Genomic DNA, 20,313 nt, shown 5'->3' with positions numbered 1-20,313 from the left:
GGGCGGAAGCCCGAGTACGTCCAGTACGAGGGCTGCCGCCCGGCACGCCGAGAGCACGCACCAGACGCCGCGGGGCCGCCCTCCGGGCGACGACGGCAGTTTGACGACAGGCCCTAGTACGCCGACCACGGGACGCGGCACGCGTGCGGGGCCTCCCCCTCCGGGCACAGGGCGGCGATCACCGCCTTCCGGAGGGTCCTGCGGGTCCGCAGCGAACAGACCACGCGCACCCGCAGGACGACCGGCCGCCGGCCGCCGGGGCCGAGGCCGGGGTGTTCCACCGCCCACTGCCGCGCCAGGAAGTCGTCGGCGTCGCCGCTGGGCGTCGCGGTCATCCGGGCGATCCGGGCGCTGCGGGCCCCCACGGCGTCCTCGACGAGCGCCCTGACCCAGGACAGCCCCTCCCCGTCGGCGTACAGGCCGAACGCCAGCTCGCGCGTCCTCATGCCGCCACCCCCGTGAACCAGGAGTGGACGGGCGCGAGCGTGGACGACGGGGGCCAGCCGTTGACCGTGGCCAGGAGCCGCCAGTAGCGCTCCACCAGCGGGTCCCCGCCCGTCCGCAGCCGGGCGAGGAGCCAGCGCCGGAGGTCGCCCTCCTCGGCACGCTCGTAGGCACGGGCGTACAGGTCGACGAGGGGATCGGCCGCCCCCGAGTCCGCCCCCGAGTCCGCGTCCGCGTCGGCGGCCGGCAGCAGGCCGGCGGACCGCGCCTCGTCGATCCGCTCGCGCACCTCCCGGCCCAGGGCCTCCTGCAACGCGACGGCCCCCGCCCCGGAGAGCCCCGCGAGCTGCTGCGCCTGCTCCTCGGCCGCCCGCCGGACGGCGGCGCGGAAGCCGGAAGTCCGGCAGAGACCGGCGAGTTCCACCCAGCCGTCGACCTGCTCGGAGGTGGGGTCCTCGGGCAGTTCGGGCAGGGCGGACCGCATCAGGCGCACGAACTCGGGATTCGCGTCGAAGTCCCGGAACGTGTCGTCGAGGAAGTCGGCGACGAGCCGGTGGCGTTCGCTCCGGGAGAGCGTGGCGAGCTGGTGCACGAGGTCCATCTCCAGGGTGGTCGGGCGGCCCCGTCCGGCGACCGCGCGGAGCAGCGCGCGGCGCAGCCGGAGGGTCCGGATCTGCAGGTCCAGGGCGTCGGCGTGGGCTCGGGTGACCTCCGCCAGGGACTCCTCCCGGTCCAGCACCCTGCGTACGGTCGCCAGGTCGATCCCGAGCTCCCGCAGGGTGCGGGCCAGGTCGAGGCGGGCGCGGGCGTCGGGGCCGTAGAGCCGGTAGCCCGCCGGGGTGCGGCCGGTCGGCGGGACGAGGCCCTGGTCGGACCAGAACCGGATCGTCTTCACCGTCAGCCCGGTCCGGCGGGCCAAGTCCCCGATGGAATAGAGCGTTTCGCTGTCCATGCCCCCACCCTGCCGTCTCCCCCCAGGGGAGACTCCAGCGGGGCCCGCCGCCCTACGCGGCGAGGGGTTCCTCGGGCGGGCAGCCGCCGCAGCGGCCCGGTTCGGGGGCCCGGAAGGCGCGGTCGCAGCCGTCGCAGTTCTGCATCGGGTCGGGCCGCCGGGCGACGGCCTGCCGGGTCGCGGGCGCGGCCTTGGCGGGAACGGCCGTGACGGGGGCGGGTGGCGCCGCCACCGGGGCGGGCTCCTGTACGGGCTGGGCCACCACCGGCACGGGGGCCGCCACCGGGGCGGGCTCCGGCTGCGGCTCCGGTACGGGGGCCCGGTCGGCCGGGGGCGGGGGCGGCGGGTCGTCGTCCGGCGGCGGGACGCTGCCGCGCGGCCGGTTGTAGGACACCGTCCGCGTCACGAGCCGGCCCTCGGGGGTTGTGCCGAGGGTCACCGGGTCCCGGCCGGCCGCGTCACGGATGAGTACGAAGACCGGCCGTCCTGAGTACGCGCCCACAGGCGCACCGCCCCCGCGGCCGCTTGGCTGGACCCATGAGCGAGACGACCCCCGCATCCGACACCGCCCTGACCTGGTGCACGGTCCTGGCCGTGGCCCTGATCCCGGTGGCCTTCACCTTCGGGGCCCTGTCGGGAATGGCCGAGGCGGTCCACCCCAGGACCGTGGCGGCCGTCATGGTGTTCTGGCTCGCCTCCTGGACCGTCACCCCGGTGCTCGCCGTGACCTGCCTGCTGCTCCGGCAGCGTCCCGCCCTGGCCACGGCGGGACGCTGGGCGGGCTGGATCGCGGTGGTCCCGCCTCCGGTCACCGTCCTTCTGGCGTGCCGGTTGTAGGAAGGCCGGCCTCCGCCCGGACGGGCTTCCTTGCGGCACAATGACCCCTTGCACGCGCAGGAGTTGACAGGGTCGGCCAGGGGGCGGGATGGAGCCGGGGGAACAGCTGGCCGGACGGTACCGGCTGGACGTGCGGCTCGGGCACGGCGGCATGGGCGAGGTGTGGCGGGCCCACGACGCCGAACTGGGCCGGGCCGTGGCCGTGAAGGTGCTGCTGGATTTCGACGCGACGGAGGAGCAGCTCGGCCGCTTCCGCCGCGAGGCGGCCATCGGGGCCCGGCTCCAGCACCCCGGCATCACCGTCGTCCACGACATCGGCCACCACGAAGACCGGCTCTTCATCGTGATGGAGCTGCTGGAGGGCCGGGACCTCTCGGACGTCCTGGCCGACTCGCCCGGCGACGGCCTCCCCCTGCCCCGGGCGCTCGATCTGGCCCTCCAGGCGGCGGAGGCGCTGGCCGCCGCGCACGCGCAGAAGGTGGTGCACCGGGACCTGAAGCCCGGGAACCTCTTCCTCCTCACCGACGGCCGCCTCAAGATCTGCGACTTCGGCATCGCCCGCGCCGCCGACTCCACGACCGGCCTGACCGCCACCAGCAGGCCCTTCGGGACCCCGCCCTACATGGCCCCCGAGCAGTGGCGGGGCGAGTCCGTGGACGGCCGCTGCGACGTGTACGCCCTCGGCTGCGTGATGTACGTACTGCTGACCGGCGCGACCCCCTTCGCCGGGATCACGCAGCCGTGGGTGCTGATGCGGATGCACCTGGACGAGGAACCTCGCTCCCTGAGCTCCGTACGGGCGGACCTGCCGCCCGCGCTGGTGGAGCTGGTGGCGTCGATGCTGGCCAAGGAGCCGTCCGGCCGGCCCGACGCCCCGTCCGTCGCCGACCGGCTGCGCGCACTGCTGCGGGAGGCGGCGGTCGTGCGCGACGTCCCCACCATGGACCTGCGGGCGTCCGCCCCGGCGGCGTCGGCCGACCGGGGCCCGAGCCGCCGGAACGTCCTGCTCGGCACGCTCGGCGCGCTGGCGGGGATCTCGGGCGGAGCGTACGCCGTGGTGCGGCTGACCGGAGACAGGAAGGACGGCGGCACCGGCGCCGCCGACAAGAGCGGCGGGGGTTCCGGCGCCGCGAGCGACGGGCCGCTCGGCACGGGCGGGATGCGCTTCGACCACGAGATCAGGACGCACGCCGGCTCGGTGGAGTCGGTGGCGTTCAGCCCGGACAGCAGGTACCTCGCCAGCGGCGGCAACGACCGCAGGCTCCGGTTGTGGAACTTCCTCGGCAAGGCCGGCCTCAGCTTCTCCCCCGGCCACGACGCGGCCCTGACCTGCGTGGCCTACAGCCCCAACGGCTCGGTCCTCGTCGGGGGCAGCGACACGACCCTGTGCCTGTACGACGTCCACAGCCTGGAGCGCGTCGGCGTCCTGGCGGGACACGCGGGGCACGTGCGCGCGGTGGCGTTCAGCCCGGACGGCAAGACCCTGGCCAGCGGGGCCGACGACGGCACCGTCCGCCTCTGGGACGTGGTGAACCGGAATCCGGTCGCCGTCGCCACCCTCAGCGGCCACACCAAGCCGGTGCTGTCAGTGGCGTTCGGTTTCGACGACACCACCCTCGCCAGCGGCAGTGCCGACGGCACCATCCGCCTCTGGGACATCGGCAGGCGCTCCACCAGGGCCACCCTCACCGGGCACACCAAGGCCGTCGCCTCGCTGGCGTTCCACTCGACCGGCTCGTTGCTGGTCAGCGGCAGCGCCGACAACACCATCCGGCTGTGGGACCCGGAGGCCGGCATCGCCACCACCACCGGCGGCCTCACGGGCCACAACAGCACTGTCCGGTCGCTGGCGTTCAGCCACGACAGCGCGATCCTCGCCAGCGGCGGCGGCCGCACCGTCCGGCTGTGGGACATGGGCGACCACTCCCCCCGGGGAACCCTGAACGGCCACATCAGCACCGTGACCTCGGTCGCGTTCAGTCCGAAGGGTGACACCCTCGCCAGCGGCAGCGACGACTCCACCATCCGGGTGTGGAAGTGGTCCTGACGGCGGCGAAGATGGCCGGATGACGTCCATCGACCTGCCCGAGGACCAGGGGTGCCTGCGCTGGGTGCTCGCCCTGCCCCTGGCCCTCTTCTACGTGCCCGCCGCCTTCTTCCTCTACGGCTCGCTGGTGCTGCAGCCGGACTCCCCGTACGACCCGATGCGCGACGACGCACGCTTCTACGCCACCCTCTCGGTCGGGATGTGGTTCCTCGGGCTGCTCCTGACCACCGTCCCCGTCTTCCACCGCAGCCTCGGACGCTGGTGGTACGCCGTGCCGTTCGTGCTGGCGGCGGTGGCGTACGGGAGGTGGCAGACGGTCTGAGGGGGAGAGGGGAGGGGGGAGGGGCCGGATCACTCGAAGCGGCGCAGGTACGGCCGCGCGTACCAGCCGGACACGCCGGTGACCGCCTGGTCGCTCGTGGTGAAGGCGTAGGACCTGCCGTCGGCGGAGATCGCGCGGTGGCCGTAGCCGTGGTTGCCGGCGGTGCCGATCTGGACCCGGGTGCCGGCGGTGCGGTCCTGGCGGTACAGCACCCCGTTCTCCTGGATCACGGCGTACCGGCCGTCGTCGGTGATGCTCCGGAGCGCGGGCCCCAGGTGCGTCAGGCGGTTCGCCGTCAGGTCGTACCGGTAGGCCTGGGAGCCCGCGGGGACCGGGGTCGCGAGGAGGTTCGTGGCCGTCGAGTTGAAGTAGACGGTGTTCCCGTCCTCGGTGAGCCGGACGATCTGGGAACTGCCGTTGGCGGCGGCGCCGTTGTGGGTGACGTCCAGCTGGCGGACGGCGCCCGTCACCCGGTCCAGGACGTGGACGTCGCCCTTGTCCGCCGCCGTGCCCGTGTAGTCGAGGCCGTAGGCGACCGTGCCGCCGTCGCGGGAGAGGCCCACGGACCGGACGGATCCGCCGGTGCGGCCGGCGGCGGCCTTCGGCGTGACCGGCTGGTCGGTACCCGTCACCTGGTCGCGGACCCGGTACTGGCTGGGGCCGGTGGCGCCGACGGAGTAGGCGATGAACCGGCCGTCCTGGGTGAGGGCCTCGAAGCGGCCCCACGCGTAGGTGGTGGAGCCGGGCGGGGTGAGGACGGTGCTCTGCTTGGTCACCTGGTCGTAGATCCGCGCGGTCGCGTCGCCGCTCGTGCTGTAGCCGACGTGGCGGCCGTCCGCGCTGAAGGCCGTGTTGCCGACGCTGTAGCCGCTCCCGGGGAGGGCTCCCAGGCTCTGGCCGGTCGCCGCGTCGACGAGGCGGATCCACCACATGTCCGAGAAGAAGGCGTTGCCCTCCACGTAGGCCGCGTAGCGGCCGTCGGCGCTGATCGCCGCGTCGCCGGCGGAGTCGCCGTTGGCGAGCGGCGGGCCGAGCGGGGTGACGGTCCCGGCGGCCGGGCCGGCGGCGGTCGCGGCGGTGGCGGTCCCGGCGAGCAGGGCGGCGGGGGGGGGGGGGGGGGGGGGGGGGGGGGGGGTGGGGGTGGGGGGGGGGGGGGGGCGTCAGGGGCCGGGCCTTTCCCCCCGCGCCTGGCGGTCGATGTCATGCGAATTCCCCCGTCTGACGGCGTGAACGTGTCCCGTGACGTTAGGAGTTCCGCCTATGACCGAGCCATGCCCGCCTCCGCCGCTCCGGCGTCGGCGCGCACAACCCCAATCCCCTTTGCGCGGGCCCGGGTTGGAGAGCGGGCACCCGGCCGGTGATCTTGTGGCGGGCCCCTGGTGCGCTATATGTTGAGCCCGGAGAGGCGCGGGCCCGGCCCCCTTTCCCTTCCCCCCTGTCACCCGTCGGCGATCCCGCGGGGACAGGTCCCGATCGTGCGGAGGCATCGGCATGGCCAAGGAATTCCAGGTGACCTACGACTGCGCGGACCCGGCCGCGCTCGCCGCCTTCTGGGCAGAGGCGCTGGGCTACCGCGTCCAGCCGCCGCCGGAGGGCTTCGCCGACTGGCCGGCCGCGCTGACGGCCTGGGGCGTGCCGCCGGAGCGGCACAACAGCCGGTCGGCCATCTCGGACCCGGACGGCAGGGGGCCGCGGGTGTTCTTCCAGCGGGTCCCGGAGGGCAAGGCGGTGAAGAACCGTCTGCACCTGGACGTACGCGCGGCCCCGGGCCTGAAGGGCGCCGAGCGGATGGACGCGCTGGAGGTGGAGGCCGCCCGGCTGGAGGCGCTGGGCGCCGAGCGCCTGTACCGCCTCGAACCGGACGGCATCGACGAGGGGATCATCGCGATGGCGGACCCCGAGGGCAACGAGTTCTGCCTGGACTGACGCGTCCCGGAGCCGTGGACGCCGCAGCCCCCGCCCCGGATCCGGGGCGGGGGCTGCGGCGCGTGCCGTGACGGGGGTCAGGCGGCGGCGGGCACCGGGGCGGCGGTGCCGGGGGTGGCGGCGGCCGGCTCGTCCAGCGGGGAGGACGAGGCGGCGGCGTAGGCCTCCTTGTCGAGGATCCCCTCACGGGCGGAGACGATCACCGGGACGACCGCCTGGCCGGCGACGTTGGTGGCGGTGCGCATCATGTCCAGGATCGGGTCGATCGCCATCAGCAGGCCGACGCCCGCCAGCGGGAGGCCCAGCGTGGAGAGGGTCAGGGTGAGCATCACGGTCGCGCCGGTCAGGCCGGCCGTGGCGGCGGAGCCGACCACCGAGACGAACGCGATGAGCAGGTACTCCTTGATGCCCAGCTGCACGTCGAAGATGTTCGCGATGAAGATCGCGGCGAGTGCCGGGTAGATCGCGGCGCAGCCGTCCATCTTGGTGGTGGCGCCGAACGGGACGGCGAAGGAGGCGTACTCCTTCGGGACGCCGAGGCGCTCGGTGACCTTCTGGGTGACGGGCATGGTGCCGACCGAGGAGCGGGAGACGAAGGCCAGCTGGATGGCCGGCCAGGCGCCCTTGAAGAACTGGACCGGGTTGACCTTGGCGACGGCCCACAGCAGCAGCGGGTAGACGCCGAACATGACGAGCGCCGAGCCGATGTAGACGTCGGCGGTGAAGGTGGCGTACTTGCCGATCAGGTCCCAGCCGTAGCTCGCGATGGCGGTGCCGATGAGGCCGACGGTGCCGATCGGGGCGAGGCGGATGACCCACCACAGGGCCTTCTGGAGGAGCTCCAGGACGGACTCGGCGAGGTTCAGGACGGGCTGGGCCTTGGCGCCGAGCTGGAGGGCGGCGATGCCGGCGACGGCGGCGAGGAAGACGATCTGGAGGACGTTCAGCTCGGTGAAGGGCGTGACGATGTCCTTCGGCACGATGCCGGTCAGGAAGTCGATCCAGGAGCCGTGCCGCTTGGGCTCCTTGCCGTCGGCCGGGGTGAGGCCGGTGCCGGCGCCCGGGTCGGTCAGCAGGCCGATCGCGAGTCCTATGCCCACCGCGATCAGCGAGGTGATCATGAACCAGAGCAGGGTGCGGGTGGCGAGCCGCGCGGCGTTGTTCACCTTCCGGAGGTTGGTGATGGACACCAGGATGGCGAAGAAGACGAGCGGGGCGACGGCCAGCTTGAGGAGCTGGACGAAGATGTCGCCGACCTGCTCCAGCGTGGTCTTCAGCCAGCTGATGTCCTGGCTGCGGGCGAGCCAGCCGAAGAGGACGCCGAGCGCGAGACCGGTGACGATCTGCGCCCAGAACGGGAACGAGAAGGAGGCCTTGGCGGGAGCCTGGGCCTGGGGGGATGCGGACACGGCATTCTCCGGGGGACGCACGGACGTACGGCGGAAGGTTTCTGCGAGGGGTGCGGTACGGCGGCAGCCGGAAAGGAGGCCGGGCCGGCCGGGGACCGCTGCTGGCTCAGCGGCAACAGCAACAGGCCGCGGACACGCGGCGGCAGAAGTCGACGTGCAGGCGCGCCACGAGCGGGACGCTCTGGCTCATCGGGTGCGCGGCTGCGGTCAACATGTTGAACACGCTAACACCTCTGCTTTGAGAAACTCAAAGGGATGCTTTGAGCATCGATCGCATGGAGGTCGGCATTCCGGGTCTGCGGCACCCCGGGAACGCCGAAGCCCCAGCGTGGCGGGGGGTGTTCCCGGCGCTGGGGCTCGTTCGATGGGCGAGGGTGCCGCGGTGCGGCTGTGAGGAAGCTAACCGGCAGGGGGGTCCCCCGGACCGGCCGCGCCTCGGATCAGGCGCGCGCGACGTCGTCGGCGGCGTCCTCCTGGCTGCGGTTCGCGGCGAGCTTCTGCTTCGCACCCGCGACGCGCCCGGCGATCTGCTCGGACATCTCGTCACGCTGCTTGCGCAGCAGGACGAAGGACAGCGGGGCGGAGAGCACCAGCGCGAGCAGCACGACCCAGGCGAAGTTGGCGTCGCCCAGACCCGCGGGCACCCAGCCCAGGTTGACCAGGACGGCGACGAGCACCAGGCAACCGACGAAGATGCCCAGGCGCATCGCGGTGTAGCGGATCGTCGCGCTCGGCTTGAGGGCCACGGTGACCCCTCCCTCTCTTCTACGTCGGCACGTGCCCGTCCAGTGAAGCACGCCGGGCCCCCGCTTCGGCCCGGTGGGGTCAGTGCAACGGCAGCAGCATCACGATGTCGTCGCGGTCGTCGCCGGGGGCGACGCGGATGGCACCGGGCACCCGGCCGACTTCCTTGTAGCCGCACGCCGCGTAGAAGTGCTCCAGTCCGGCGCCGCCGCGGCACTCCAGGCGGATGGCCTCGATGCCCTCCAGCGAGCGCGCCGCGTCGGCGAGGGCGGCCATCAGCCGCCGCCCGGCGCCGCGGCCCTGGAGGGCGGGGTCGACCATCACCGTGTACGCCCAGACCCAGTGCTTCCGCAACGGGTGCTGCTCGAAAGCGAGGAAGGCGGCGGCGACGACGGCCCCCTCGGCGTCCCGTCCGACGAGCAGCCGGTGGCGCCCCTCGGCCATCGCGACGAGGTGCCTGACCAGCGCGGGCCGGATGTCGTCGACGGTGACGGGCGGGACGAACCCCACCGCGCCGCCGGCGTTGGTGACCTCGGTCCACAGCCGCGCGATGCCGTCGCGCAGGGCGGGGCCGACGACCGGATCGAAGGTGAAGGTAAGGGTCATTACCGAATAGTATCTATTACAGCAGACGTGGGCAACGGGCCCGGGCACACAAGAGCCCCGGGCCGGGCGAGGCCGGACCGGGGCTCCCTCGGGCGGGTCAGACGCGCATCGCCTGCGGGGTCTCGCGCAGCGAGGCGTCCGGGCCGGGGTACTCGCGGATGACCTCGTAGCGCGTGTTGCGCTCGACCGGGCGGAAGCCGGCCTCGCGGATGAGCTCCAGGAGGTCGTCGCGGCCCAGCTTGTTCGGGGTGCCGTAGTTGTCCGCGTCGTGCGTGATCTTGTACTCGACGACCGAGCCGTCCATGTCGTCGGCACCGTGCTGGAGGGCCAGCTGGGCGGTCTGCACGCCGTGCATGACCCAGAAGACCTTCACGTGCGGGACGTTGTCGAACAGCAGGCGCGAGACCGCGAAGGTCTTGAGGGCTTCGGCGCCCGTGGCCATCGTCGTGCGCGCCTGGAGCTTGTTGCGGACCTTGCCGTCCTGCATGTCCACGAAGTCGTGCTGGTAGCGCAGCGGGATGAAGACCTGGAAGCCGCCGGTCTCGTCCTGGAGCTCGCGCAGCCGCAGCACGTGGTCCACCCGGTGGCGCGGCTCCTCGATGTGCCCGTAGAGCATGGTGCTCGGGGTCTTGAGGCCCTTCTCGTGCGCCAGGCGGTGGATGCGCGACCAGTCCTCCCAGTGGGTGTTGTGGTCGACGATGTGCCGGCGGACCTCCCAGTCGAAGATCTCCGCGCCGCCGCCGGTGAGCGATTCGAGGCCCGCCTCGATCAGCTCGTCGAGGATCTCGGAGGCGCTGAGGCCGGAGATCGTCTCGAAGTGGTGGATCTCGGTGGCCGTGAACGCCTTCAGCGAGACGTTCGGCAGGGCCTCCTTGAGGGCGGACAGGGAGCGCGGGTAGTACCGCCACGGGAGGGTGGGGTGCAGCCCGTTGACGATGTGCAGCTCGGTGAGGTTCTCGTTCTCCATGGCCTTGGCCAGGCGGACGGCTTCCTCGATGCGCATCGTGTACGCGTCCTTCTCGCCCGGCTTGCGCTGGAACGAGCAGTACGCGCAGGACGCGGTGCACACGTTCGTCATGTTGAGGTGGCGGTTGACGTTGAAGTGGACCACGTCGCCGTTCTTGCGCGTGCGCACCTCGTGGGCGAGGCCGCCCAGCCAGGCCAGGTCGTCCGACTCGTAGAGGGCGATGCCGTCCTCACGCGTCAGCCGCTCGCCGGAGCGGACCTTCTCCTCCAGCTCACGCTTGAGCCCCGCGTCCATGCCGGTGTCTCCTCTACCTGTCCCTGTCCAGACCTGTGTGCAACCGCCACCCACCGTACTCTCAGGCGTCCTCGGGCAGGTCGCCGACCCGGTTCTCCCACTTGGTGGAGAGCACGATCGTGGTGCGGGTGCGGGAGACGCCCTTGGTGCCGGAGAGCTTGCGGATGATCCGCTCCAGGCCGTCGACGTCGCCGGCGCGCACCTTGAGCATGTACGAGTCGTCGCCGGCGATGAACCAGCAGTCCTCGATCTCCTGGAAGTCGCGCAGCCGGCGCGCCACGTCCTCGTGGTCGGCCGCGTCGGAGAGGGAGATCCCGATCAGGGCGGTGACGCCGAGACCGAGCTCGGCGGCGGCCACCGTCGCGCGGTAGCCGGTGATGACGCCGGCCGTCTCCAGACGGTTGATCCGGTCGGTGACGCTCGGGCCGGAGAGGCCCACGAGACGGCCCAGCTCCGCGTACGAGGCGCGGCCGTTCTCCCGAAGCGCCTGGATGAGCTGCCTGTCCACCGTGTCCATTACGTGGAGCCTTCCATTATTCGGCGATCCTGCAAGTTTAGGTATAGAATCAAAGGCACACAGGGTCAACACCCTGTGAATCTTTCAACAGATCAATGACGATCTTCAGGAGTGGTTCACCGTGTACACGATCGAGATGGCCTACGCGCACATGCGACAGCTCCAGGAGCTGGCCAACCGATCCCGCACCGACCAGCCCGCCGCCGCCCACCGCGTGGACAAGACCCGCAAGCCGCGCACCCACAAGAAGCGCTAGTCACGGGGGCGGGCGCTGCCAAGCTCCCCCTCCCAACGGCGGTACAGCGCGTGCGGCACACCTGCCGCGTCGAGCACCCGCCCCGCGACGAAATCCACCAGATCCTGGATGTGCGTCGCGCCCGCGTAGAACGCCGGAGAGGCGGGCAGCACGACCGCGCCCGCCTCGTCCAGCGCCACCAGATGCCTCAGCGTCTGTCCGTTCAGCGGGGTCTCCCGCACCGCGACCACCAGCCGGCGCCGCTCCTTGAGCGTCACGCTCGCGACGCGCTGGAGCAGGTCCTTCGACAGCCCGAGCGCCACACCCGCCACACAGGCGGTGGAGGCCGGGACGATCAGCATCCCCTTCACGGGGTACGAGCCCGAGCTCGGACCGGCCGCCAGGTCCCCGGCACCCCAGTACCGCACCCCGTCGAGGTCGAACCCCGTGAAGGTCCCCGGCTTGCCGTCCGCGCCGCGGCCCAGCCACTCCTCCAGGTCCGCGCGCCAGTGCGCGTCCCGGAAGGCGATCCCGGTCTCGTCCAGGAGGGTGAGCCGCGAGGCCCGGCTGACCACCAGGTCCACCGACTCGCCCGCCGCCAGCAGTCCTCGGACCACCGCCGCCGCGTACGGCGTCCCGGACGCCCCGGAAACCCCGACCACCCACGGGGTGCGCTTGCCGTCAGTCATACCTCCGAGACTATCCGGCCACGGCGCGAGGGCACTCGGTAAGGTGTCCGCACGTCCCAGGGGGTGGGACGGCACGAGGGGGACACCATGAGCACGATGACGCCGGCCGGGCCGGCCTGGACCCGCACGGAGCGCGCCAAGGCCGCCGCGATGCTGATGCTGGGCTGGGTGGCGCTGCTGTGGGCGCTGGAGGCCGTCGACTACGCCACGGGGCACGCGCTGGACGCGTACGGGATCGTGGGCCGCGACCCGGACAGCCTCACCGGCGTCCTCACCGGGTCGTTCCTGCACTTCGGCTTCGGCCACGTGGCCTCCAACAGCGTCCCCCTGCTGGTCCTCGGCTTCATCACCGCCCTGTCCGGGATCCGGCGCTTCCTGGCGGTGTGCGGGCTGATCATCCTGGCGGACGGCGTCGGCACCTGGCTGATCTCCCCGTCGGACAGCATGACCCTGGGCGCCTCGGGCGTGGTCTACGGACTCTTCGGCTACGTGGTGGTGCGCGGGTTCGTCGAGCGGAAGGTGCTCGGCGTCCTGGTGGGCGTGGCCGTCGCCGCGTACTGGGGCGGCGGGTTCTTCCTCGGCCTGCTGCCGCTGGACCCGGCCATCAGCTGGCAGGGCCACCTGTGCGGGCTGGTGGGCGGCGTCCTGACGGCCCTCTGCTTCCGCCGCCCGGCACCCCGCCGGGCGGCCCTGCTCAGCTGACGGCCGACCCGGGGTCCACGGGGAGGCCTGAGGTGTCGACGGCCAGCTTGCCGATGCCGGTCTCCACCACGACCGCGTCGCCGTACGGGATCACGTCCCGGCCGCGGTAGCCGTCGGGGCCGGGGTTCCAGAGGGTGACGCAGTGCGCCTTGTAGGGGTCGAAGATCAGGTAGTGCGGGATCCCGCGCCGGGCGTTAGCCCGGGAACATGTCCTCGAACCGGCTGAGCTGTGAGTGCGGGCGGTCGCTCTCCGAGACGGTCACGTCGGCCTCCCTGTCCATGCACTCGATGGCAGGCCGCACGCTAGTCAGACCGTCAGACCCCGCACCACCAGATCGGCCAGAGCACACACGAAAAGAGCGATGCCGATGAAACCGTTGACCGTGAAGAACGCCCGGTTCAGGCGGGACAGGTCGTGCGGCTTGACGATCGTGTGCTCGTAGAGGAACGCCGCCACGACGACCAGCAGGCCGAGCCAGAACAGCACCCCCGCCTCCGTCGCCACGCCGTACCAGGCCAGCAGGCCGGTGGTGACGACGTGCGCGCCGCGGGCGCCCCACAGGGCCGCCGGGACGCCGAAGCGGGCCGGGACCGAGCGGACGCCCTCCGCCCGGTCGGCGGCCACGTCCTGGCAGGCGAAGATCAGGTCGAAGCCGCCGATCCACACGCCGACGGCCAGGCCCAGGATGACCGCCTCCCAGGACCACTCGCCCGTGATCGCCAGCCAGGCCCCGACCGGGCCCATCGCCTGGGCCAGGCCCAGGATGGCGTGCGGGTAGTCCGTGAAGCGCTTGCCGTACGGGTAGACCACCATCGGGATGACGGCGACCGGCGCCAGCGCCAGGCACAGCGGGTTCAGCAGGGCCGCGGCACCGAGGAAGACCACCAGGGCGATCCCCGCGCCGGTCCAGGCGGACCGCACCGAGACGGCGCCCGTGACGAGCTCGCGCCCGGCGGTACGCGGGTTGCGGGCGTCGATCTCCCGGTCGATGATCCGGTTGGCGGCCATCGCGAAGGTCCGCAGGCCCACCATGCAGACGGTGACGAGCAGCAGCTCGGTCCAGTGCATGCGCCCGTCGAGCCGGAACATGGCCGTCAGCGCGGCGATGTACGCGAAGGGCAGCGCGAAGACCGAGTGCTCGATCATCACGAGCCGCAGGAAGGCCTTGACCCTGCCGGGTGCTTGCGGGGTGGGTCCGGAGCCGAGGACCTCGTCGGCGGTGGTCATCAGGCGAGGCTCCCACGGAATTCTTCGAGGTCGGCGCGGAGGGTGTCCACGGCCTCCGGGGTGATCTCCAGGGTGAGCGGCGGGACTTCCTCGCCCTCCGGCGGGGTGATCCGGGCCAGGAAGGCGCAGTCACCACCGTCCGGGCGGCCCTCCAGGCTCAGCACGGGGCCGGCCTCGACGGTGAACGGCTCGGCTTCGGCGAAGGACAGCTCCGCGAGGAGGCGTTCGGCGAAGTCGTCGGCGTCCGCGTCGCGCAGCCCGGGCAGCTCGAAGCCGCCGCCGCCGTCCTCCTCGTCCCACATCAGCGCCCAGACGCCGCCGGGGCCGACGAACTCCTCGGGGCTGACGCCCGCCTCCGCGGCGGCCTCGCGGACCTCCGGGTCGGCCGGGTCGAGTTCGGGGCGCACGAGGGCCACGTACGTGGTGTCGTCACCGATGAAGAGCGCCGGGCCGCCCATGGCGATGTTGGGACTCACAGTCCGTACTCCTTCCAGCGGCGGTCCACGAGGGCCGCCGTCGCCGGGTCGGACTCGACCATGTCGGGCCAGCCGCCGTCGCGGGTGTAGCCCTCCTCCGGCAGCTTCTTCGTCGCGTCGATGCCCGCCTTGCCGCCCCAGAACTGCTGGTACGAGGCGTGGTCCAGGTGGTCCACCGGCCCCTCGACCACGGTGAGGTCGCGGGAGTAGTCGGTGTTTCCGAGGGCCCGCCAGGAGACCTCGTGCAGGTCGTGGACGTCGCAGTCCTTGTCGACCACGATGATCAGCTTGGTCAGCGACATCATGTGCGCGCCCCAGATGGCGTGCATGACCTTCTGGGCGTGCTTGGGGTACTTCTTGTCGATCGAGACGATCGCGCAGTTGTGGAAGCCGCCCGACTCGGGGAGGTGGTAGTCCACGATGTCCGGGACGATGATCTTCAGCAGCGGGAGGAAGAACCGCTCCGTGGCGCGGCCCAGCGGGCCGTCCTCGGTCGGCGGCCGGCCGACCACGATCGACTGGAGCAGCGGGCGCCTGCGCATCGTCACGCAGTCGATCTTCAGCGCGGGGAAGGGCTCCTGCGGGGTGTAGAAGCCGGTGTGGTCGCCGAAGGGGCCCTCGGGAAGCATCTCGCCGGGCTCCAGCCAGCCCTCGATCACGACCTCGGCGTTCGCCGGGACCTGGAGCGGGACCGTCTTGCAGTCGACCATCTCGATCCGCTTGCCCGCGACGAACCCGGCGAAGAGGTACTCGTCGATGTCGCCCGGCAGCGGCGCGGTGGAGGCGTAGGTGACGGCGGGCGGGCAGCCGAAGGCGATCGCGACGGGCAGCCGCTCGCCGCGCGCGGCGGCGACGGCGTAGTGGTTGCGGCTGTCCTTGTGGATCTGCCAGTGCATGCCGATGGTGCGCTTGTCGTGGCGCTGGAGGCGGTAGAGGCCGAGGTTGCGGACGCCGGTCTCGGGGTGCTTGGTGTGCGTGAGGCCCAGGTTGAAGAAGGAGCCGCCGTCCTTGGGCCAGGTGAAGAGGGCCGGCAGCTGGTCCAGGTCGACGTCGTCGCCGGTGAGGACGACCTCCTGGACGGGCGCGGACTCGCCCTTCACCTTCTTCGGCGGTACGTGGACCATCGAGCCGAGCTTGCCGAAGGCCTCGCGGACGCCGATGAAGCCCTGGGGCAGCTCGGGCTTGAGGAGGCCGCCGATCTTCTCGCTGATCTCGCCGTACGACGTGAGGCCGAGGGCCTTGAGCAGGCGGCGGTCGGTCCCGAAGACGTTCATGGCGAGCGGCATGGCCGAGCCCTTGACGTTCTCGAAGAGCAGGGCCGGACCGCCGGCCTTGTTCACTCTGTCGACGATCTCCCCGACCTCCAGGTACGGGTCGACTTCGGCCTTGATGCGCTTGAGGTCGCCCTCCCGCTCCAGAGCCCGGAGCAGCGAGCGGAGATCGTCGTAAGCCATGGAGCCCAGTATCCGTCACCCCATACCCTGGAACCGTCACCGGGGCCCCGCGCGGGCCCGTCGTCACTTCCCGGGAGTCGGTCCCACACCGTGCTGCGCTATCTGCCGTTCCTGCTGATCCTGGCGCTGACCATCTACGCCTTCATCGACTGCCTGAACACGCCCGAGGAGGAGGTCAAGCACCTGCCGAAGACGGTCTGGGTGCTGATCATCCTGCTGTTCTCGATCGTCGGGCCGGTGGTGTGGCTCTTCGCGGGCCGCAAGCGCGCCGCGGTCGGCGGCGGCGGGGGCGGCGGGGGCGGCGGCCGGGGGCGCCGGGCGCAGTGGGTGGCGCCCGACGACAACCCGGAGTTCCTGAAGTCCCTGCGCGAGGAGCAGGAGCGCAAGAAGGAGAAGGAGAAGGAGAAGGACGGGGACGGGGACAAGGACGACCAGGGCAAGGGCGGCGAGCCCGGCAAGGACTAGCGGGTGTCCGGCGACCCGGGCCGCGGACGTGACGGAACACGGCCAAAAAGATCATTGAACGCGTTCAAGACGGCTGGCAGAATCAGCCCATGCCACCGCCGCATGCCCGGCCGCGGATCATCGACACGATCCTGCGCAACCTGCTCGCGTACGGGGTGCTCACCTGCGCCCTGCTCGCCATGACGGGCGGCTGGGACCCGCAGCGCCACCAGGCGGTCCCCGTCCCCGCCGTGCACGACGCCGACATCTCCGAGATCGTCGGCACCTGGCGCTGCGTCGACGGCACCGAGGTGGTCTTCCGCGCCGACGGCACCGCCGCCGTCACCCTCCTCGACGGCCAGGACCACGACTACGCCGCCGGCTGGCGCCTCTCCGGCCCCGGCTCCTGGCGGCTCACCGCCGACCAGCCCGCAGGCCGCACCCTCGGCCAGCACCTGCGGCTGCGGCTGCCCGCCCCGACCGCCACCGCCGCGCGTGGCGGCACCGGCACCCCGGCACGGGCGCCCCAGCGGTACGCCTGGACCTTCGAGCTGCGCCGCGACGAGCGCGGGGCCCTGGAGCTGTACTTCTTCCTCGGGGCCGGCCCGGCGCGCGGCGCCTACGTCCTGGAGAAGGACGCGTAGGAGGCCCGCAGCTCCGCCCAGCGGGCGTCGGTCCAGGCCGCCCAGTCGGTCGGGTGCCCGGCCATCGCGGCCTCCAGGCGCTCGAAGTGGTCGTGCCAGCCGGCCAGGCAGTCCAGCCGCTCCTCCTCGGAGCCGCCGCGCTCGTTCAGGAAACGGATCACCGTCGAGTCCGTGCCCACCGCCTCCAGGTGGAAGCGGATCCGGCCGTGCTCGGAAACCGTGTACTCGGCGACCCGCTCGGTGTCCCAGGCCGTGACCTGCCCGGACACGGTGGTTCCGGTGTTCAGCCAGCGCAGGGTCACGGCCCCGCCGAGCCGGCGTTCCAGCACGGCCGCCGCCGCCAGCCAGCCGCGCAGCCCCTCCGCCGTGGTCAGGGCGGGCCACAGGGCCTCGTACGCGTACGGCAGGTGCGCCTCGAAGCGGATGATCCAGCGGCCGGGGCCGCGCGGCTCGCTGGTGGCATGGCTCACGGGAGACATACCACCAGCGTCCCACTCCGCCGGGTCAGACGCCCGCGTACGAGTGCTTGCCGTTGAGCAGGATGTTCACGCCGTAGTAGTTCCAGATCCAGCAGGCGAAGGCGAAGAGCGCCAGGTAGGCGGCCTTGCGGCCCTTCCAGCCGGCGGTGGCCCGCGCGTGCAGGTAGCAGGCGTACGCCACCCAGGTGACGAAGGACCAGACCTCCTTCGGGTCCCAGCCCCAGTAGCGGCCCCAGGCGTCGCCCGCCCAGATGGCGCCCGCGACGATGGTGAACGTCCACAGCGGGAAGACGGCCGCGTTGATCCGGTACGAGAACTTGTCGAGCGAGGCCGCCGAGGGCAGCCGCTCCAGCACCGAGGAGCGGAACCTGCCCGGCGTACGGCCGGCCTCCAGGTGGCTCTCGTAGCTGTCGCGGAACAGGTAGAGCACCGCGCCGGCCGCGCCGATGTAGAACACCGCGCCGCAGAAGATGGCGGTGGAGACGTGGATCCACAGCCAGTACGAGTGCAGGGCCGGGACCAGCTGGTCGCTCTCGGTGTACAGCCAGGTGGTGGCGATGCCGAGGTCGAGCAGGACCGTCGTGACCAGGATCAGGCCGAGCCAGCGGACGTTCTTCTTCAGCGCCAGGAGCAGCAGGTACGAGCCGACCGCGACCGTGGAGAAGGTCACCGAGAATTCGTACATGTTGCCCCAGGGGGCCCGCTCCACCGACAGCGCGCGCGAGACCACGCCCGCCGCCTCGATGAGGAAGCCGAGCACGGTCAGCGAGACCGCGATCCGCCCGTACAGGTCGCCCTTCTCGGTCCCGCCGGCCGCGCCCGGGCCGTCCGGGACGTCCCGGCTGCCCGACGCCGAGCGGGTGACGACCTCCGGCTTGTCGAGGACGGCCGTCCCCCCGCCCTTGGTGCGGACCTGCACGGCGGGCGACCCGCCGGCCGCGGCCTTCGTCGCCGTCAGCGCGGCGGCCGTACGGCCCACCTTGCTGCGGCTGCCGAAGACCCACTCGGTGATGTGCGCGAGGAAGGCGAGCGTGTAGACCGCCATCGACGCGTACACCAGCTTGTTGCTGAGATCGGCGAGGCTCTCGTTCGTCGCCGCCGCGAGCAGCGTCGTCATGCGCGCTCCCCTTCTTCTTCCTCTGTGGTTACGGCTTGCGCCGGGCTCGGCGCCCGTTCGTACAGGGCGGCGCAGAGCACCGACAGCTCTTCCGGCAGCTTCGCCGACTCGCTGCGTCCCAGACCCGCCATCTCCACGACGGTCAGGCCGTCCCCGTCCCGGACCGCGCGGACCCAGATCCGGCGGCGCTGGATGAACAGGGACGCGGCGAGACCGCCGATGGCGATCACCGCACCCGCGAGGGCCAGTCCGTTGCCGGGCTGCTGGGTGACCGAGAAGGTGGCCCAGCGCTCGATGCCCTCGAACTTCACGGTGCCCGCGCCGTCGGGCAGGGTCATCGTCTCGCCCGGCAGCAGCCGCTGCTTGAAGAGCTCGCCCTCCGGGTTCTTGAACTCCTGCATCTTGGAGGTGTTCAGCTGGTACACGTTCTGCGGCAGACCCGCGTCCACGCCGAGGCTCCCGTGGTAGGCGCTGAGGGCCAGGACGGGGAAGTCCAGGGCGGGGAACTGCGAGAGCATCGTGCCCTTGCCCTCGCCCGCGAACGTCGGCACGAACATGGCGTTGAAGCCGAGCTGCTCCTTGTCGCCGTTCTTGTTGCGGTAGCCGTCCGGGACCTTCACCGCGCCCGAGGAGCTCAGGTTCGAGTCGAAGGGCAGCATCGGCACGGCGTCCTTGTAGATCACCTTGCCGGTGGGGTCGGTCACCGAGATGACCGGGGCGTAGCCGTGACCCAGCAGGAAGATCTTGGAGCCGTCGATGGCCAGCGGCTTGTTGACCTCGATCTCGGTCTTCTTCGGCTCCCCGTGCGCGCCCTCGCTGTAGGTGACGTACGCCTTGAAGTCGCGCGGGGTGCCCTTCTGCGGGCCGGACTCCTCGTACGTCGCGTCGAACCGGTCCAGGGTGAACGAGAACGGCGGCAGGTCGTCGGAGGAGAAGAGGCTGCCGGACTTGAAGTCGTCGTACTGGGTGAGCGTGTTGGCGAAACCCTTGCCGCGCAGGACGAGCTTGCCGCCCTCGGACTTGAAGAGCTGGCCGGCCGCGAAGGCCACGAGCATCACGATCAGGGCGATGTGGAAGGCCAGGTTCCCGGCCTCGCGCAGGTACCCCTTCTCGGCGGCGACGGCGTCGCCCGTCCCCTCCGTGCGGAACCGCCGCTTGCGCAGCAGGACGTTCGCGGCGGAGAGGACCTCCTCCGGGGAGGCCTCCGTACGCCAGGTCGCGTACGCCGGCAGCCGCTTCAGGCGGCGCGGCGCACCCGGCGGGCGGCCGGTGAGCTGGCCGACGAACTGCCAGGTGCGCGGGACGATGCAGCCGATCAGCGACACGAACAGCAGGATGTAGATCGCGGAGAACCACACCGAGCTGTAGACGTCGAAGAGCTGGAGCTTCTCGGCGACCGGCACCCAGAACTCGTGCTTCTGCTTCCAGTCGGCCACCTTCATCGGGTCGACCTGGGTCTGGGGGACCAGGGAGCCGGGGATGGAGCCGAGGGAGAGCAGGAACAGCAGGATCAGCGCCACGCGCATGGAGGTGAGCTGGCGCCAGAACCAGCGGGCCCAGCCGACCACCCCGATGCCGACGGGGGCGGCCGCTCCGTCCTCGACCGGGGCCGTGGAGAGCTGCGCTCCGGCGGCGGCTTCCGCGGCCGCCTCGGAGGCGGTGTCGGGGGCCGTGCCGGCAGCCGCGTCGGGGGCGGTGCCGGGGGCGGCCGCGGCGGCGGCCTCCGTGTCCGTGGACGCCTCGGCGGGCGCCTTGTCGGTCGTACTCATGTCCGTTTAGT

General features: G+C 72.0%; 24 protein-coding genes. 8 read left to right on the top strand and 16 right to left on the bottom strand.

Annotated features, from left to right (window positions below):
- Positions 1 to 113: 113 nt before the first annotated feature.
- Genes AC069X_RS10580 through AC069X_RS10570 form a run of 3 tightly spaced genes read right to left on the bottom strand, consistent with a single transcriptional unit; the run spans position 114 to position 1,898 of the window.
- Positions 114 to 446, bottom strand: coding sequence for a hypothetical protein (locus AC069X_RS10580; protein WP_478727159.1), 333 nt, complete (start codon positions 444 to 446; stop codon positions 114 to 116).
- A complete protein-coding gene (locus AC069X_RS10575) occupies positions 443 to 1,396 on the bottom strand; it encodes a helix-turn-helix domain-containing protein (protein WP_478727157.1) in 954 nt (317 codons plus the stop codon). Before AC069X_RS10575 ends, AC069X_RS10580 begins: the two co-directional genes overlap by 4 nt.
- Positions 1,397 to 1,448: 52 nt before the next feature.
- Entirely contained in the window at positions 1,449 to 1,898 is a 450-nt protein-coding gene (locus tag AC069X_RS10570) for a hypothetical protein (protein WP_478727156.1), read from the bottom strand.
- A gap of 35 nt (positions 1,899 to 1,933) precedes the next feature.
- Between AC069X_RS10570 and AC069X_RS10565 the strand changes: the two genes are divergently transcribed.
- The 3 genes from AC069X_RS10565 (at position 1,934) to AC069X_RS10555 (ending at position 4,602) form a co-directional block, all read left to right on the top strand.
- On the top strand, positions 1,934 to 2,233 hold the full coding sequence (locus AC069X_RS10565) for a hypothetical protein (RefSeq protein WP_478727155.1): 300 nt from the start codon (positions 1,934 to 1,936) through the stop codon (positions 2,231 to 2,233).
- A gap of 88 nt (positions 2,234 to 2,321) precedes the next feature.
- A complete protein-coding gene (locus AC069X_RS10560; protein ID WP_478727153.1) occupies positions 2,322 to 4,280 on the top strand; it encodes a WD40 repeat domain-containing serine/threonine protein kinase in 1,959 nt (652 codons plus the stop codon).
- Positions 4,281 to 4,299: 19 nt separating this feature from the next.
- The gene (locus tag AC069X_RS10555) at positions 4,300 to 4,602 is read left to right on the top strand and encodes a hypothetical protein (protein WP_478727151.1); all 303 of its coding nucleotides are present in this window, start codon (positions 4,300 to 4,302) and stop codon (positions 4,600 to 4,602) included.
- Between the two features lie 29 nt (positions 4,603 to 4,631).
- Here AC069X_RS10555 and AC069X_RS10550 read toward each other — a convergent pair whose 3' ends face one another.
- Entirely contained in the window at positions 4,632 to 5,561 is a 930-nt protein-coding gene (locus AC069X_RS10550; protein WP_478727149.1) for a WD40 repeat domain-containing protein, read from the bottom strand.
- Between the two features lie 532 nt (positions 5,562 to 6,093).
- On the opposite strand from AC069X_RS10550, the gene AC069X_RS10545 reads away from it, so the two are divergent.
- Complete coding sequence (locus AC069X_RS10545) at positions 6,094 to 6,528, top strand: VOC family protein (protein ID WP_478727147.1); 435 nt, start codon at positions 6,094 to 6,096, stop codon at positions 6,526 to 6,528.
- Positions 6,529 to 6,605: 77 nt separating this feature from the next.
- Here AC069X_RS10545 and AC069X_RS10540 read toward each other — a convergent pair whose 3' ends face one another.
- The 5 genes from AC069X_RS10540 to AC069X_RS10520 all read right to left on the bottom strand — a co-directional run bounded on the left by AC069X_RS10540 (position 6,606) and on the right by AC069X_RS10520 (position 11,065).
- Entirely contained in the window at positions 6,606 to 7,937 is a 1,332-nt protein-coding gene (locus tag AC069X_RS10540; protein WP_478727145.1) for a dicarboxylate/amino acid:cation symporter, read from the bottom strand.
- A 440-nt stretch (positions 7,938 to 8,377) separates the two neighbouring features.
- Entirely contained in the window at positions 8,378 to 8,734 is a 357-nt protein-coding gene (locus AC069X_RS10535) for a DUF4229 domain-containing protein (protein WP_478727143.1), read from the bottom strand.
- Between the two features lie 28 nt (positions 8,735 to 8,762).
- Positions 8,763 to 9,287 carry an N-acetyltransferase family protein gene (locus AC069X_RS10530; RefSeq protein WP_478727142.1) on the bottom strand — a complete coding sequence of 175 codons (525 nt, stop codon included), beginning with the start codon at positions 9,285 to 9,287 and terminating at the stop codon, positions 8,763 to 8,765.
- Between the two features lie 97 nt (positions 9,288 to 9,384).
- Positions 9,385 to 10,548 (bottom strand): aminofutalosine synthase MqnE, encoded by a 1,164-nt coding sequence (mqnE, locus tag AC069X_RS10525; protein ID WP_478727141.1) that lies wholly within the window; start codon positions 10,546 to 10,548, stop codon positions 9,385 to 9,387.
- A 61-nt stretch (positions 10,549 to 10,609) separates the two neighbouring features.
- Positions 10,610 to 11,065 carry an Lrp/AsnC family transcriptional regulator gene (locus AC069X_RS10520; protein ID WP_125595371.1) on the bottom strand — a complete coding sequence of 152 codons (456 nt, stop codon included), beginning with the start codon at positions 11,063 to 11,065 and terminating at the stop codon, positions 10,610 to 10,612.
- Between the two features lie 121 nt (positions 11,066 to 11,186).
- On the opposite strand from AC069X_RS10520, the gene AC069X_RS10515 reads away from it, so the two are divergent.
- A complete protein-coding gene (locus AC069X_RS10515) occupies positions 11,187 to 11,321 on the top strand; it encodes a hypothetical protein (RefSeq protein WP_478727139.1) in 135 nt (44 codons plus the stop codon).
- On the opposite strand, the gene AC069X_RS10510 is transcribed toward AC069X_RS10515, so the two are convergent.
- Entirely contained in the window at positions 11,318 to 11,989 is a 672-nt protein-coding gene (locus AC069X_RS10510; protein ID WP_478727137.1) for a UbiX family flavin prenyltransferase, read from the bottom strand. The two genes, AC069X_RS10515 and AC069X_RS10510, sit on opposite strands and share 4 nt — an antisense overlap.
- 96 nt (positions 11,990 to 12,085) lie before the next feature.
- Here AC069X_RS10510 and AC069X_RS10505 point away from each other — a divergent pair, with 96 nt between their 5' ends.
- Positions 12,086 to 12,691 (top strand): rhomboid family intramembrane serine protease, encoded by a 606-nt coding sequence (locus AC069X_RS10505; protein WP_478727576.1) that lies wholly within the window; start codon positions 12,086 to 12,088, stop codon positions 12,689 to 12,691.
- A 307-nt stretch (positions 12,692 to 12,998) separates the two neighbouring features.
- Here the strand turns inward: AC069X_RS10505 and mqnP are convergent, their stop codons facing one another.
- Genes mqnP through AC069X_RS10490 form a run of 3 tightly spaced genes read right to left on the bottom strand, consistent with a single transcriptional unit; the run spans position 12,999 to position 15,849 of the window.
- The gene (gene mqnP, locus AC069X_RS10500; RefSeq protein ID WP_478727135.1) at positions 12,999 to 13,919 is read right to left on the bottom strand and encodes a menaquinone biosynthesis prenyltransferase MqnP; all 921 of its coding nucleotides are present in this window, start codon (positions 13,917 to 13,919) and stop codon (positions 12,999 to 13,001) included.
- Complete coding sequence (locus AC069X_RS10495) at positions 13,919 to 14,395, bottom strand: hypothetical protein (protein WP_478727133.1); 477 nt, start codon at positions 14,393 to 14,395, stop codon at positions 13,919 to 13,921. Before AC069X_RS10495 ends, mqnP begins: the two co-directional genes overlap by 1 nt.
- A complete protein-coding gene (locus AC069X_RS10490) occupies positions 14,392 to 15,849 on the bottom strand; it encodes a menaquinone biosynthesis decarboxylase (protein WP_478727131.1) in 1,458 nt (485 codons plus the stop codon). Before AC069X_RS10490 ends, AC069X_RS10495 begins: the two co-directional genes overlap by 4 nt.
- A gap of 90 nt (positions 15,850 to 15,939) precedes the next feature.
- Between AC069X_RS10490 and AC069X_RS10485 the strand changes: the two genes are divergently transcribed.
- Together AC069X_RS10485 and AC069X_RS10480 are read left to right on the top strand one after the other, a co-directional pair.
- The gene (locus AC069X_RS10485) at positions 15,940 to 16,314 is read left to right on the top strand and encodes a PLD nuclease N-terminal domain-containing protein (RefSeq protein WP_478727129.1); all 375 of its coding nucleotides are present in this window, start codon (positions 15,940 to 15,942) and stop codon (positions 16,312 to 16,314) included.
- Between the two features lie 89 nt (positions 16,315 to 16,403).
- On the top strand, positions 16,404 to 16,937 hold the full coding sequence (locus AC069X_RS10480) for a hypothetical protein (protein WP_478727127.1): 534 nt from the start codon (positions 16,404 to 16,406) through the stop codon (positions 16,935 to 16,937).
- On the opposite strand, the gene AC069X_RS10475 is transcribed toward AC069X_RS10480, so the two are convergent.
- From AC069X_RS10475 to resB, 3 genes are read right to left on the bottom strand one after another with little or no spacing between them, the layout of a single operon-like run.
- The gene (locus AC069X_RS10475) at positions 16,913 to 17,416 is read right to left on the bottom strand and encodes an SRPBCC domain-containing protein (protein ID WP_478727125.1); all 504 of its coding nucleotides are present in this window, start codon (positions 17,414 to 17,416) and stop codon (positions 16,913 to 16,915) included. The two genes, AC069X_RS10480 and AC069X_RS10475, sit on opposite strands and share 25 nt — an antisense overlap.
- Before the next feature lie 25 nt (positions 17,417 to 17,441).
- On the bottom strand, positions 17,442 to 18,533 hold the full coding sequence (gene ccsB / locus AC069X_RS10470; RefSeq protein WP_478727123.1) for a c-type cytochrome biogenesis protein CcsB: 1,092 nt from the start codon (positions 18,531 to 18,533) through the stop codon (positions 17,442 to 17,444).
- Positions 18,530 to 20,302 carry a cytochrome c biogenesis protein ResB gene (gene resB, locus AC069X_RS10465; protein ID WP_478727121.1) on the bottom strand — a complete coding sequence of 591 codons (1,773 nt, stop codon included), beginning with the start codon at positions 20,300 to 20,302 and terminating at the stop codon, positions 18,530 to 18,532. Before resB ends, ccsB begins: the two co-directional genes overlap by 4 nt.
- Positions 20,303 to 20,313 lie beyond the last annotated feature (11 nt).

The sequence above is a fragment of the Streptomyces sp. NPDC043896 genome, from assembly GCF_056435605.1.
Note: the sequence above shows the minus strand (reverse complement) of the source record. Positions and strands in the feature narration are given on the sequence as shown.